Below are 14,056 nucleotides of genomic sequence, written 5' to 3'. Positions count from 1 at the left end.
GTCAGCTGGGGTCGTAGGACAGCACCGGCATGAGCCAGCGCTCCAGCTCGGCCAGCGACATCGCCTTGCGTTCGGCCAGTGTCTCGACCTGGTCACGGGTGATCTTGCCGGTGGAGAAATACTTCGACTGCGGGTGAGCGAAGTACCAGCCGGCCACCGCGGCCGCCGGCCACATGGCGAAGCTCTCGGTCAGCGAGAGGCCGCTATGCGTCTCGGCGTCGAGCAAGCGGAACAGCGTGGCCTTCTCGGTATGATCGGGGCAGGCCGGATAGCCCGGGGCCGGCCGGATGCCGCGATACTTCTCGGCGATCAGCGCCTCGTTGTCCAGTGCCTCGTCGGGCGCATAGCCCCAGTACTGCTTGCGCACGCGTTCGTGCATGTACTCGGCGAAGGCCTCAGCGAGGCGGTCGGCCAGGGCCTGGACCATGATGGCGTTGTAATCATCGCCGGCTGCCTTGTAGCGCTCGGTGAGTGCTTCGACGCCATGCCCGGCGGTCACCGCGAAACCGCCGATCCAGTCCGGCTTGCCGCTTTCCTTGGGGGCAATGAAGTCGGCCAGGCTATAACACACGCCTTCGCGGTTCTTGGTGGTCTGCTGGCGAATATGATGAAGCCGCTCGACGACCTCGGTGCGCGACTCATCGGCATAGACTTCGATGACGTCATCGTCGACGGTGTTGGCCGGCCACATGCCAATCACGCCTCGAGCCTGGATCAGGCCGTCGTCGACCAGCCGCTTGAGCATCGCCTGGGCGTCATCGAACAGGTTGCGCGCCGCTTCGCCGACCTTCTCGTCATCGAGGATGCGCGGATACTTGCCAGCCAGTTGCCAGCTCATGAAGAAGGGCGTCCAGTCGATGCGCTCGATCAGGGGCGCCAGGTCATGGTTGTCGAAGACCTCGAGACCGGAAAGCGCCGGGCGAGGTGGCGTATAGTCCTGCCAGTCGATGGCCGGCTTGTGTCGGCGGGCCTCGGCGTAACTGATCTCGGCGGCCTTTGGACGTCGCTTGGCATTGCGCTCGCGAACCTTTTCGTAGTCCTCGCGGATTTCGGCGACATAGGCTTCCTTGAGCCCGGGCGAGAGCAGCTTGCCGGCCACGCCCACGGCGCGGGACGCATCGGTGACGTAGATCACCGGGTGGTCATAGCCGGGTTCGATCTTGACCGCGGTGTGCGCCTTGGAGGTGGTGGCCCCGCCGATGAGCAGCGGAATATCGAAGTTCTGACGCTGCATCTCCTTGGCGACGTGAACCATCTCGTCGAGAGAGGGCGTGATCAGCCCGGAGAGGCCGATGATGTCGGCGTTCTCTTCGCGGGCGGTCTGCAGGATCTTCTCTGCCGGTACCATCACGCCGAGGTCGATGACCTCGTAGTTGTTGCATTGCAGCACCACGCCGACGATGTTCTTGCCGATGTCGTGAACGTCGCCCTTGACCGTGGCCATGACGATCTTGCCCTTGGCCTGGGCATCTTCGCTCTTCTCGGCCTCGATGTAGGGAATCAGGTAGGCCACGGCCTGTTTCATCACGCGGGCCGACTTGACCACCTGGGGCAGGAACATCTTGCCGGCGCCGAACAGGTCGCCAACTACGTTCATGCCGTCCATCAAGGGGCCTTCGATGACCTCGATGGGGCGTGTGGCACGCTGCCGGGCCAGCTCGGTGTCTTCCTCGATATAGGCCGTGATGCCCTTGACCAGGGCGTGCTCGATGCGCTTTTCGACCTCCCAGCCACGCCACTCCAGGTCTTCCTGGCGGGAAGCGCCGCTGCCGTCGTCCTTGTACTTGTCGGCCAGGTCGAGTAGCCGTTCGGTGGCGTCGTCGCGGCGGTTGAGCACCACGTCCTCGACACCTTCGCGCAACTCCTCGGGCAGATCATCATAGACCGCCAGCTGGCCGGCGTTGACGATCCCCATAGTCATGCCGGCACGGATGGCATGGTAGAGAAAGACCGAGTGGATCGCCTCGCGTACCGCGTTGTTGCCACGGAAGGAGAAGGAAACGTTGGACACGCCGCCGGACACCATGGCGTGGGGCAGGTGCTCGCGGATCCAGCGAGTCGCCTCGATGAAGTCCACGGCGTAATTGTTGTGTTCCTCGATGCCGGTGGCGATGGCGAAGATGTTCGGGTCGAAGATGATGTCTTCGGCCGGAAAATCGATGTCGTCGACCAGCAGACGATAGGCGCGCTGGCAGATCTCGGCTTTGCGCGCGAAGGTATCGGCCTGGCCCTGTTCGTCGAAGGCCATGACCACGATCGCGGCGCCGTAGCGGCGACACTTGGTGGCCTGCTCGCGGAAGGCGTCCTCGCCTTCCTTCAGCGAGATGGAATTGACCACCGCCTTGCCCTGGATGCACTTCAGGCCGGCCTCGATGATCTCCCACTTGGAAGAATCGACCATGATCGGCACCCGAGCGATATCCGGTTCGCCGGCGATCAGGTTGAGGAAGCGTACCATCGCCTCCTCGGATTCCAGCATGCCCTCGTCCATGTTGATGTCGATGACCTGGGCGCCGTTCTCGACCTGCTCGAGGGCCACCTCCAAGGCGGTGGTGTAATCTTCTTCCTTGATCAGTCGCTTGAAGCGCGCCGATCCGGTGACGTTGGTGCGCTCCCCGACGTTGACGAACAGCGAGTCGTGCTCGATGTTGAACGGCTCGAGCCCGGAAAGCCGGCAGGCCAGGGGGCGTTCGGGAAGCTGGCGTGGTGCGGTGTCACGGATCGCCCGGTGAATGGCGGCGATGTGCTCGGGCGTCGAGCCGCAGCAGCCACCGATGATATTGACCAGCCCGCTTTCGGCGAACTCGGCGACGATGGCTGCCATTTCCTCGGGCGTCTGGTCGTACTCGCCGAATTCGTTGGGCAGCCCGGCGTTGGGGTGCGCGGAGACGAAGACATCGGCCTTGTGGGAGAGCTCCTCGACGTAGGGACGCAGCTCTTCGGCCCCCAGTGCACAGTTGAGGCCCACCGACAGCGGCCGGGCATGGCGTACCGAGTTCCAGAAGGCCTCGGTGGTCTGGCCCGACAGGGTGCGACCTGAGGCATCGGTGATGGTCCCCGAGATCATCACCGGCAGGCGCTCGCCGCGCGCCTCGAACAGCTCTTCGAGCGCGTAGATGGCGGCCTTGGCGTTCAAGGTGTCAAAGATCGTCTCGATCAGGATCAGGTCGCTGCCACCTTCGACGAGGGCTTCGGCGGCTTCGCGATAGTTGTCGCGCAATTCGTCGAAAGTGACGTTGCGCATGGCCGGGTCATTGACGTCCGGAGACAGCGAGGCCGTGCGAGAGGTCGGCCCCAGCACGCCCGCCACGTAGCGCGGCACGCCGGTTTCCTGTGCCACGGCATCGCAGATGGTACGGGCCAGGCGCGCGGATTCGCGATTCAACTCTGGTACCAGGTTCTCCATGCCGTAGTCGGACTGGGACAACCGCGTGCTGTTGAAGGTATTGGTCTCGACGATGTCGGCACCGGCCTCGAGGTAGTCGCGGTGAATGCGCGTCACCAGGTCAGGGCAGGTCAGCGCCAGCAGGTCGTTGTTGCCCTTGAGATCCGTCGGCCAGTCCGCGAATCGTTCGCCTCGGAACTCGTCTTCGGAGAGGCCGGCATTCTGCAGCATGGTCCCCATGCCGCCATCCAGCATCAGGATGCGTCTGGCGAGACTGTCGGTGAGTGTCGCAAGCGAGGATACGGGAACGTCGGCCATGGGTCGGGGTGATCTCCAGCGTGAAAGCATCGGTCGTGGAAACGCTGAGCGGATCGCCGCGCAAGCTGCGATCTGCACGCGCAACATGGTGCAGTGTTTTTCCTTGTTCGGCGTGGCGCGCCGGATAGGCGCCCTATGGTAGCAAATGGTGACGCCCGGCGGCAGGGCATCAAAGACCCAGCAAATCACTCGGGATTGTCTCGGCGCCATTGCTCGCTTACCATTAGGGAAAACACCGATTAGTCCCGGCCACGTCCGTTATCCTCATCCCCGGTCGGGCCAGACCAGTGAGAGCATCATGAGCGACAGCATCCAGATCAGCGATAGTGCCCAGGATTACCTCGCCGAACTGCTGGCCAAGCAGAACGTCGAGGGGATCGCCGTGCGTATCTTCATCACTCAGCCGGGGACGCCCTACGCCGAGACCTGTCTGGCCTACTGCCGCCCCGGTGAGGAAGAGCCCAGCGACGAGCGTCTCGAGCTCGAGAAGATCGCCGTCTACCTGGACAAGAACAGCGTGCCGTTCCTCGAGGAGGCCGTGGTCGACTTCAATGCCGACCGCATGGGCGGGCAGCTCACCATCAAGGCGCCCAACGCCAAGATGCCCAAGGTCAATGCCGACAGCCCCATCGAGGACCAGGTCAACTATGTGCTGTATAGCGAGATCAATCCCGGTCTGGCAGCTCATGGCGGGGAAGTCCGCCTGGTGCAGTTGACCGAGGAACAGGTCGCTGTCCTGTCATTCGGCGGTGGCTGCCAGGGGTGCGCGGCAGTTGACATCACTCTCAAGGATGGTGTCGAGAAGACGCTGATGGAGCGCATTCCGGAGCTCTCCGGGATTCGCGACGTGACCGACCACACCGATACCACCAACGCCTATTATCGCTAAGGAGGCGTTGATTTATTGCTGCGCTCGACGACCCGCATGGATGCGGGAAGTGCGAAGGCCCGTCGGGAACGGGCCTAGCCTTGGCTGTCGGCGGTGCTCGAAATCCTCATTTGACACCGCGTAAACTCCGGTTCCTGTGCTCCGGCGGCAGCCAAATCTGTCATCGCTCGCGACATAAATCAGCGCTCCTTTAAGTCTGTGTAACACGGCGCCCCCCATGCCCTGGGGCTATCCGGGGCTAGGGGCGCTGAAAGTAGTACTTCTAACCTTCTTCTCCTCGAACCCCGCTCAAGCGGGGTTCGTTGTGTCTGGGGTGTCGTTTCCGTTCTCGGGCGAGGCAGTCCTTTCGCTTCGCCACTCTTCGCGCATGGCTTCGAGCGAGGCCCATAGCCGCTGTTCGAACTGACGTTCGCGTTCGCGCCACTGTTCCGTCTGCTCCGCTATACGTCGTTCCTGTTCCTCGAGACGTGCCTTGAGTTGTTCATGCTGGTCGCGCAAGGCGGCCTCGCGTTGCTCGGCATTGTCCCGGGCTTGTTCGGCGTCGTGCTGTGCCTGGCGAGCCGCAGCGAGATCTGTCTGCAGGGCGCTCTGCTGTTCCTGGAGGGTTTCGAGTCGACGTGTCAGGCGCTGTTCCCGGCCGGCATGGGCCTTTTCGGCCGCCTGGCGTTCCTGGCGCTCCTGATCGAGCAGTCCCATCAGGCGCGCCTCGGCGGTTTCATTGCGTTCTTCTTCCTGTGCCAGACGCTCGCGGTGCGTCTCGGCCTGTTCCTCCAAGGCCTGCTGGTGGGCCTGCTCACGGCGTTTCACTTCCGCCTCGGCCGCTTCCAGGCGCCGCACCAGCTCATCGAGACGCTCCTTCGAGCGAGCTTCCTCTTTCTGAAGGGCCTCGTGCTCGGTGCGCAACTGAGCCAGTTCCGAGGTGCGCTGCTCGAGACGCTGGTCGATCTGGGTCAGGTGGGCCGACAGGGCGGTCTCGCGCTGCTCGGCATCTTCGGCGCGACGTTCGGCATCGGCAGCCTGCTGACGGGCATCGTCGACGCGGGAGTCGGCTTCTTGGCGATAGTGTGCCAGTGCCTGATTGGCCGCTTCCTGGGCTTGAGTCCAGAGCGTCTCGGCCAGCTCCTGGAGCTCGACGGGCATTCCCTGGGGCGGTGGCACGTCACGGTTTTCCTCGCGCAGGCGGCGCCACTCGCGCAGATGCTCACTGATGGTCGTGAAGCTACCCGTACCGAGCGTCTCGCGAATCTTGTGCACGCTGGGGGCATCGCCCTTGGCCATCAGAGTGTCGATGGCGCGCTGTACATCCTCGTATCGCACACCGGTGCGTGCCATGGGGGTCTCCTCGTCGCGGTTTATCGGGGCAGCAGCCCGATTGATGGGCGAAGGATAGCGCTTTCCAAGGCGAAGATAAAGCTTATTACGTATTATGTGTAATGTAATTTTATTTATTTTGTATGCTTTATAATCAAGATTACGCGAATTATCTTGATTATTTTGCCTTACGGCGTGACACTATAGGCCTCGGTACGCCATGTGCAGACAGAAACAGGAGGGCAAGTGCCGGACGAATGGCCCGAAGGAAAGGCCTTGGGCGGGGCAGGTGTGCCGCAGGCAGCCTATCCGGTGGCTTCGGAGATTGGGGCGGTGCTCTATGGCACCGACGGCTGGCTTCCAAGCGGCCTCTCGCCAGCCGGGGCGGGACGCATCGCGGCCACCAACGACGTCCAGGCCGTCGCGCTCTGGCTGGAGGAGTACCGCGCCAGTCCGAACACTCAGCGGGCTTACCGCCGTGAGGCCGAGCGCTTGCTGCTGTGGCTGGGCGAGCAGGGCATGTCGCTGGCCGAGTTACGTCGCGACCATCTCGATGCCTTCGAGGCCTTTCTTGGCGATCCCACGCCACGCGAGCGCTGGGTCGGCCCGACCCGCGCCCGCCAGGATCCGCGCTGGCGGCCGTTTCGGGGCCCTTTGTCGCCCTCGAGCCGACGGCAGAGCTTGATTATCCTGCAGGGCCTGTGCGCTTGGTTGGTCGAAGCAGGGTGGCTCGACCACAATCCTTTCCGGTTGATGCGTGACAAGCGCCGACGAATGGACAATCGTCGGGGCGCGATCGAGCGCTATCTGGAGCGGCCGCTGTGGGAGTGGCTCTGGCAATGGCTGGACCGGCCGCCGGCGTCATCGGCCTCCCGCCGAGCGCGCTTCGTCTGGATGCGGCGGCGTCTGGTATTCGGCTTCGCCTATCTATTGGCGCCACGCATCGGCGAGATGACCGGTGCCCGCATGGATGACTTCATCCGGCGCGAGGGGCGCTGGTGGTGGCGGGTGACGGGGAAGGGCGGCAAGACGGCTCGTATTCCCGTGCCGCCGGACATGATGCGCTTGCTCGCCGATTGGCGCGTCTGCCTGAATCTTTCGCCGGAGCCGTCGGCCGACGAGCCGACGCCCTTGTTACGGGGACTCGATGGCCGTCGCGGCGTGGGGGACAATCATTTGTATCGATTGATTCGGGCAACCTTCGAGGAAGCGGCCATTGCCCTGGAACACCAGCTCGGTGCCGATGCGGAACGCGAAGTGGCGCAACTAAGGCGTGCCACGCCGCACTGGTTGCGCCATACGGCGCTGACGCATCAAGCCCAGGCCGGTGTCGAGCTGCGCTACCTCGCCGAGACGGCGCGCCACTCCCGGCTCGACACCACGGCCCGCTACCTGCATACCGAGGCCGAGGAGTGGCATCGACAGCAGGCTCGGCACGGCCTGACGCCCCAGGGCACAGGAGGGGCGGACGAACCAGGGGAGCAACCGGTATAATATGCCCAGAAGCCAGTCAGGAGCCCTCATGAACGCAGAGACCACCGCCGAACAAGCCCAGCAGGCGCTGCTGGAAGAGTTCGAGATGTTCGACAACTGGATGGACCGCTACCAGTACATCATCGACATGGGCAAGCAGCTACCGGCTTTCCCCGACGAGTGGAAGGTCGAGGAGCTCAAGATCCAGGGCTGCCAGTCCAATGTCTGGATGCATCATCGCCGTGACGGCGAGGCGCTGCATTTCGATGCCGTATCGGATGCCGCCATTGTCTCGGGACTGATCGCGGTGCTGATGCGCATCTACAACGACCGGCATCCATCGGATATCCGGGCGACCAGCCCGCATTTTCTGAAAGATCTCGGTCTCGACAAGCATTTGTCGCCGACTCGCAGCAACGGCCTGCATGCCATGCTCGATCGAATCTATCGGGTCGCCGAGCAGGAAGCGGCATGATGCCGTCGTCACGCCTTGCGCACGGTCGGCCTCTTGGTGCCGACCGGGCATCTTGTCGGTGAAGCCGGCGGGCCGACTAACCTGAGGCCCTCGGTGGAGCTATCGACAGCGAAAGTCGTCATCCAGGTCAGGATCTGCCTGGCACAGCCGTTCACTGGGGCCGCCGGGCACTGGGTCGATGCCCCCCGAGGCACCGGGATGGCAACGCAGAAGGCGTCGAGCCGCCAGCCAGCCACCGCGCAAGGGACCATGCACGCGCAGGGCCTCGGCGGTGTAATCGGAACAGCTGGGCCAGTAGCGGCAACGTGGGCCGAGCAGAGGGCTGATCAGCCATTGGTAGAGACGCACCAGGCCGATCATGATGAAGGCGAGCCCGGCGCGCAGGCTTCGGGCGAGGGCATGCATGGCGCGTCTCAGTGGGGCGACTTGTCGCCGTAGAGCGCCGCAGGGTCGACCATCGGCTCGCTGGTGACGCGTGCCTGGTCACCCTCCAGTGCCACGTAGAAGCAGCTGCGGCGCCCGCTGTGACAGGCCGGCCCGTCCTGGTCGACCTGAAGCAGCAAGGTGTCGCCATCGCAGTCGAGGCTGGCGGCGCGAAGGTGCTGCTGTTGTCCGGATGATTCTCCCTTGCGCCAGGGCTTGCCCCGTGAGCGCGACCAATAGCAGACGCGCCCCGTCCGCAGGGTTTCTTCCAGGGTCTGGCGGTTCATCCAGGCCATCATCAGCACTTCGCCGGAATCATGCTGCTGGGCGATAGCGGGCATCAGGCCGGCGTCGTTGAAGCGGGCGGCATCGAGGATCTCGTCGAGCGGGCGGCGAGTATCGAGGGCGGCGCCTTCCAGCGCCTTGAGGGCATCGGACATGGTCTCTCCGGCTATCAGGGAGTCTGGGAAACGCTCTGGCAGGCGTCGCAACGGCCGAGCAGCTCGATGGTCTGACGCTGTACCGTGAACCCCAGTTCTCGGGCGCGTTGCCCCAATTGTTCGTTGATATCGTCGAGGTGCAGCTCCTCGACCCGGCCGCAATCGCGACAGATCAAGAGTTGAAAGCCGTGGGCATGCTCGGGACAGGGGCAGGCCACATAGGCATTGAGCGACTCGATGCGATGCACCAGCCCCTGATCGATGAGAAATTCCAGGGCACGATATACCGTCGGTGGTCGGGCAGAGGCGTGCTCGGTGGTGAGACGATCGAGCAGGTCATAAGCCTTCAACCCGCCGCGCGTGTCGGCAATCATCTGCAGCACACGTCGGCGAATCGGCGTAAAGCGGACGCCACGATAACGACACTGTCGTTCGGCCTGGTCCATCAAGGCGCGGGAATCGGTCATGCTGGCCATGTGGTCTCGGGGTGGATGACCCATTCTACGCGCCGCACACGACCATCGCCAGGCAACGACCCGCGTCGTTTCATGCCGTCGCCTCCTGGAGCGTGTCCAGCTCGCTGCGACGGGCGAAGTGGTGCTGGGCAAATGCCACGCGTTGCTCGACCTCGAGACCATCGGGTTGACGCTCGATGAGATCCAGCCGGTTGCGGAGTCCCTCGCCGTTGGCCATCTGGATGGCCAGGCCGGGACGCGCGTTGAGCTCCAGCAGCATGGGGCCATGGTCGCGATCCAGTACCATGTCGGTGCCGAGATAGCCCAGTGCGGTCATCTCGTAGCAGCCCGCCGCCAATCGCAGCAGCGTGCCCCAGTCGCTGATCCGCAGGCTGGCCAGTTCGTGGCCGGTATCCGGATGGTCGTGGCGTGAACGATCGAATTGCACACCGCGTATCGCCTGACCGGAAGCGATGTCGATACCGACACCCACCGCCCCCTGGTGAAGGTTGGCCTTGCCGTCCGAGGCGGCGGTGGAGAGCCGCATCATTGCCATCACCGGGTAGCCCTTGAAGACGATGACACGAATGTCCGGCACACCTTCGTAGGTGTACTCGCTGAAGGTGGCATCGAAGTTGATCAGATCCTCGATGATCGCCACGTCCGGCGATCCCCCCAGGGAATAGAGACCCGAGAGGATGTTGGACACATGACGCTCCACATCCTTGAGCGTCAAGTGAGCGCCGCTGGGCTTGATGTAATGCTGCCCCTCGACCCGCTCGACGACCAGGATGCCCTTGCCGCCGCTGCCCTTGGCCGGTTTGATAACGAAGCCCGTGTGGCCGTCGAGCATGTCGCGGATGTGCTTGACGCCAAACTGGGTCGACACCGTGCCGATCAGAGCGGGGGTGGTGATGTTGTAGCGCTGGGCGAGCAGCTTGGTCTGCAGCTTATCGTCGACCAGCGGATAGAGCCGCCGGTCGTTGTAGCGGCCGATATAACGGATATTGCGCCGATTCATGCCGATGATGCCCTTGGCACGAAGCTTGCCGGGGGTCGTCCACATCGGCTCAGTCCTCCGTGACCGGCTTGAAGCGACGCAGCTCCAGCAGGCGATAGCCGGTGTAATTGCCGAGCATCAGGATCAGTGCCATCAGGATCAGCTGCACGCCGAGGAAGTTGAAGGTGATATGGCGAATCCAGGGGTTATTCATGGCCAGGTAAGCCAGTACTGCTGTCAGCAGGCTGCCACCCCCCTGGATCAGAACCTCCTTGGGGCCTTCCTCTTCCCAGAGGATCGACATGCGCTCTATGGTCCAGGAGAGGATGATCATCGGGAAGAAGGTGATCGTCAGGCCGGCGTTCAGTCCGATGCGGTAGGACAGCACCGAGAACAGGGAAATGATGGCGATCACCGTGATGATGACTGCCGTGACCCTCGCCACCAATAGCAGATTGAGATAGGAAAGGTAATTCCGGATCACCAGGCCCACGGCCACCACCAGCAAGAAGCCTATCAGGCCGGTCGCCAGGGTCGTCTGGATAAAGGCCAGGGCGATCAACACCGGCATGAAGGTGCCTGACGTCTTGATGCCGACCAGCACGCGTAGCAGGACGACGACGAGGGCTCCGATGGGAATCAGCAGGATCGTCTGGAACAGTGCCTGTTCCTCGAGGGGCAGGCTGTGGATCGAGAAGTTGAGGATGGTGTCGGATGTCTCGGCCATGCGGCTGCGGATGGCAGCCCCGGCCGGCTGGTTGCGCGACAGCATGGAAAAATAGACTTGGGAGTTGGTGCCGCCCTGGACCTCGAGCACCGATTGTCCAGCGTTCTCCCAGAGAAGAAGATTGTCGGGGCGTCCCTGTTTGCCGGTAGACGGGTCGAAGAGCGATTGATCTTCTCCGTCGTAGACCTGGATCCAGGGCGTCAGGCTCTGCCGGCGACGGCCGTCTTCCAGCATCAAGCCGCTGACCTCGCGTGCCGAGATGCCGGCCTGGTTGAGCAGGCGAACCAGCAGCGGCACGCGATCGAACTGTGTCAGCAGCAGGCGGGCGTTTTCCCCCTGACGCTCTTCGCTGAACTCACGAATCAGCTCGCGTGTGAAGGTGAAAGGGTCAGCGCTGCGTGACCAGGCACGGTCGATGACCTGGGAGGCCGCCGTGTCGTAGGGGCGTTCCCAGACGACATCTGACGTCGGTGCAGGAGGCGGGACTTCGGAGGCGCGCGCCTGAGGGGCTACCTGGATGCGGCTGCTGTAATAGAGCTGCTGGCTGCCGGTGGCATCGCGTATCGTCCAGAGGGCCCGACGACTACCGTTTTCCTCGAGGAAGGAAAGCCCGTAGCCCGGTGATGCCGTATGCTCGGTCAGGACCCGGAATCCTTGCTGGGTGGAGGGGAGTGCCATCTCCACCTTGGCGGGTCCGCCATCGGCCAGGAAGTTGACCTGAGCCTCGATCTCCCAGACTTGTCGCTGTTCGCCCGGCGTCCAGGGTACCTCGAACTGGACATGGCGGTGAATGCTCAAGCCGATGCCGGCAACCAGCAACAGGGCAACGATGACATAGAAGGGCAGTCGGGACATCTCAACTTCCTTGGCGAATCAAGTAAAAATATATCCGTATATCAGGATGTTTCGTCTTCCGCCTTGCTGGCGTCATCATCCACACGTTCGGATGACCGCGGGAACTCGGGACGCTCATGAAGGAAGTCCTCGGCGACATCGATGATGGCAATGTCCATCAGGAAGCGACGCCCGAGCAGGACCGGATAATCGAGTTGACGACGATCGGTCAGGGTAAATTCGACCGTCTCGCGGATCGGCCCGAGGGTCATCAGCAACTCGATGACCGGCCGAGATTCCTCGCCCGATGCCTGCGTAATTCGTACACGACGCTCTACCGGTGCTTCGAGCCAGCTGTCCCTCACGCTCTCGACCACGCTGTCCTCGTCGTCGAGACCGAGCTTGAAGCGCACCCAGTCTTCGCCATCCCGTTCGAAGCTGGTGATGTCATTGGCACTGAGCGAAGAGGTGTCAGCCCCGGAATCCACTCGAGCCTGCAGGTAGGTGCCGACGTTCGGCAGGCCGATCCACTCGCTGCGTCCGAGTAGCTCCTTGTTGGCCAACCTGTCATCGGTTGCCTGGCACTCGGTGACGATCTTGGTCGTCTCCTTGCCCTTGCTGTCGTCCAGGGCAGCAATGTCGCCCCGCATGCCCCGCAATAGACTGCCGACCTCACGCACATCGGCCGTCAGTGTCCTCTGTTCCATCCTCTGCAACGACAGCAGATGCGACTGGTTCTCGCAGCGGGCGGCAAGATTGCTTTCCAGGCGCTGGATGCCTTCCTCGAACTGTGTCGCCGTCACGGGCGGCGGGGGTTCCTGCTGCTGCGAAGACGGCAGGGCGCACCCTCCGAGTAATGCCATTGAGCCGAAGAGCGATAACATCAATGTTGGGCGATTCGGCATATCGTGGGTGTCCTTTACACTGACGTGAACGGGATAGTGAACTGCAGGGATGATAAGGAGCCGGCCCTCCGGTGTCCACGATGACGGTCCGGGGGCGCCATGATACGGGAATTATCGCCCGGGCGTGATCCCGACGGACGCGGGGTGATCACCGTGGGAGATTAGCAGAATTAGCAGAATATGAACGAAGGAAGGGCGCCATGTTGGCGCCCTCATGGTATCTATCAGGTCGCGGCGGCCGTTTGAGCCTTGATGCCGAAGAGAATGAGCAGCGCCGCCAACAGTAGCACCGAGCCACTCACCATAAAGACGCCGATGGCGCCACCGGCATCGAAGATCAGCCCTCCGACGGCCGCACCGCTGGCAATCGCGAACTGAATCGCTGCTACCAGTAGACCGCCTGCACTTTCGGCTTCATCGGGGACCGTGCGGGTCAGCCAGGTGGACCATGCCACCGGCACGGTGCCAAATGCCATGCCCCAGAGCGCAATCATCATGGCATCAAGCAGCGGGACGCCACCGACGCCCGCCAGCCCCAGGCCAAGGATGCCCATCGTCGCCGGCATCACGATTTGCGTGAGGCGCATGTTGCGTTCGAGCATGAAGCCCCCCAGGAAGGTGCCCAGGAAATTGGCCAGCCCAAAGCCCAGCAGGATGCTGGACATGCCGTTCACATCGACGCGGGTGACGGTCTCGAGGAAGGGACGAATATACGTGAAGAACGCGAAATGTCCCGCGAAGATCATGGCGGCGGCCAGCATGCCGAGACCGACCATCGGGCGTTGTAGAACCTCGAACAGGGTTTTCAGGCGTGTTCGAGCGTTTGGCGCCATGCGTGGCAAGGTGGCCAGTTGCACGAGAAAGGCCAGTGCCCCGAACAGCGCGGCAATCAAGAAGACATTGCGCCAACCGATGATCTCGCCGAAGAAGCTGCCCATGGGCGCGGCGACGATGGTGGCCACCGAAACACCGCTGAAGATCATCGAGAGCGCTCGTGGCACGCTGTCCTCGGGCACCAACCGCATCACCGTGGCCGCCGACATGGTCCAGAAACCGCCCAGCGCGACGCCCAGCAGAACCCGGCCGAGCAGCAGTGATGGCATGTTCGGTGCGTACGCCACCAGCAGATTGGAAATGACCAGAAGCCCTGAAAATGCCAACAGCACGTAGCGTCGATCGATTCGCCGAGTGGCGGCCGTGATCAACAGGCTGGTCACCAGTGCGACCGCAGCGGTCGCGGTCACGGCTTGTCCGGCCATGCCTTCGGTGATCGCCAGGTCCGCAGCCATGGGGGTTAACAGGCTCACCGGCAGGAACTCTGCCGTTACCAAGCCGAAAACGCCCAATGTCATCGAGAAGACCGCGCTCCATGCCGGCGGGGTCCGTTGTGAGACATCATTCATCGCAGACTCCTATCCTTG

The 14,056-nt window shown here is 63.0% G+C and carries 12 protein-coding genes; 3 read left to right on the top strand and 9 right to left on the bottom strand.

Annotated features, from left to right (window positions below):
• Position 1 precedes the first annotated feature (1 nt).
• Positions 2–3,703: a methionine synthase gene (gene metH / locus HSDC_RS03320; RefSeq protein ID WP_064698472.1), complete on the bottom strand. Its 3,702-nt coding sequence runs from the start codon at positions 3,701–3,703 to the stop codon at positions 2–4.
• A gap of 298 nt (positions 3,704–4,001) precedes the next feature.
• Here metH and nfuA point away from each other — a divergent pair, with 298 nt between their 5' ends.
• Positions 4,002–4,592, top strand: a complete 591-nt coding sequence (nfuA, locus tag HSDC_RS03315; protein ID WP_064698471.1) for a Fe-S biogenesis protein NfuA — start codon at positions 4,002–4,004, stop codon at positions 4,590–4,592.
• 288 nt (positions 4,593–4,880) lie between these two features.
• Here the strand turns inward: nfuA and HSDC_RS03310 are convergent, their stop codons facing one another.
• The gene (locus tag HSDC_RS03310) at positions 4,881–5,924 is read right to left on the bottom strand and encodes a DNA-binding protein (RefSeq protein WP_064698470.1); all 1,044 of its coding nucleotides are present in this window, start codon (positions 5,922–5,924) and stop codon (positions 4,881–4,883) included.
• Positions 5,925–6,236: 312 nt separating this feature from the next.
• Here HSDC_RS03310 and HSDC_RS03305 point away from each other — a divergent pair, with 312 nt between their 5' ends.
• Together HSDC_RS03305 and HSDC_RS03300 are read left to right on the top strand one after the other, a co-directional pair.
• Positions 6,237–7,397 carry a tyrosine-type recombinase/integrase gene (locus tag HSDC_RS03305; RefSeq protein WP_244534421.1) on the top strand — a complete coding sequence of 387 codons (1,161 nt, stop codon included), beginning with the start codon at positions 6,237–6,239 and terminating at the stop codon, positions 7,395–7,397.
• A gap of 28 nt (positions 7,398–7,425) precedes the next feature.
• The gene (locus tag HSDC_RS03300; protein WP_064698469.1) at positions 7,426–7,851 is read left to right on the top strand and encodes a SufE family protein; all 426 of its coding nucleotides are present in this window, start codon (positions 7,426–7,428) and stop codon (positions 7,849–7,851) included.
• 99 nt (positions 7,852–7,950) lie between these two features.
• Here the strand turns inward: HSDC_RS03300 and yidD are convergent, their stop codons facing one another.
• The 7 genes from yidD to HSDC_RS03265 form a co-directional block, all read right to left on the bottom strand.
• A complete protein-coding gene (gene yidD / locus HSDC_RS03295) occupies positions 7,951–8,256 on the bottom strand; it encodes a membrane protein insertion efficiency factor YidD (RefSeq protein ID WP_064698468.1) in 306 nt (101 codons plus the stop codon).
• Between the two features lie 8 nt (positions 8,257–8,264).
• Positions 8,265–8,714, bottom strand: coding sequence for a phosphoribosyl-AMP cyclohydrolase (hisI, locus tag HSDC_RS03290; RefSeq protein WP_064698467.1), 450 nt, complete (start codon positions 8,712–8,714; stop codon positions 8,265–8,267).
• Positions 8,715–8,728: 14 nt separating this feature from the next.
• Positions 8,729–9,181: a Fur family transcriptional regulator gene (locus HSDC_RS03285; RefSeq protein ID WP_064698652.1), complete on the bottom strand. Its 453-nt coding sequence runs from the start codon at positions 9,179–9,181 to the stop codon at positions 8,729–8,731.
• A gap of 79 nt (positions 9,182–9,260) precedes the next feature.
• A complete protein-coding gene (locus tag HSDC_RS03280; protein ID WP_064698466.1) occupies positions 9,261–10,235 on the bottom strand; it encodes an alpha-L-glutamate ligase-like protein in 975 nt (324 codons plus the stop codon).
• A 4-nt stretch (positions 10,236–10,239) separates the two neighbouring features.
• The gene (locus HSDC_RS03275; protein ID WP_064698465.1) at positions 10,240–11,751 is read right to left on the bottom strand and encodes an inactive transglutaminase family protein; all 1,512 of its coding nucleotides are present in this window, start codon (positions 11,749–11,751) and stop codon (positions 10,240–10,242) included.
• A gap of 41 nt (positions 11,752–11,792) precedes the next feature.
• Complete coding sequence (locus HSDC_RS03270) at positions 11,793–12,533, bottom strand: ATP-dependent zinc protease family protein (RefSeq protein ID WP_439951090.1); 741 nt, start codon at positions 12,531–12,533, stop codon at positions 11,793–11,795.
• A 326-nt stretch (positions 12,534–12,859) separates the two neighbouring features.
• The gene (locus tag HSDC_RS03265) at positions 12,860–14,038 is read right to left on the bottom strand and encodes an MFS transporter (RefSeq protein ID WP_064698463.1); all 1,179 of its coding nucleotides are present in this window, start codon (positions 14,036–14,038) and stop codon (positions 12,860–12,862) included.
• Positions 14,039–14,056: the final 18 nt, after the last annotated feature.

Source organism: Halomonas caseinilytica, assembly GCF_001662285.1.
GTDB lineage: Bacteria > Pseudomonadota > Gammaproteobacteria > Pseudomonadales > Halomonadaceae > Halomonas > Halomonas caseinilytica.
The sequence above is the reverse complement of the archived record's forward strand: the minus strand, read 5'-3'. Positions and strand labels throughout refer to the sequence as shown.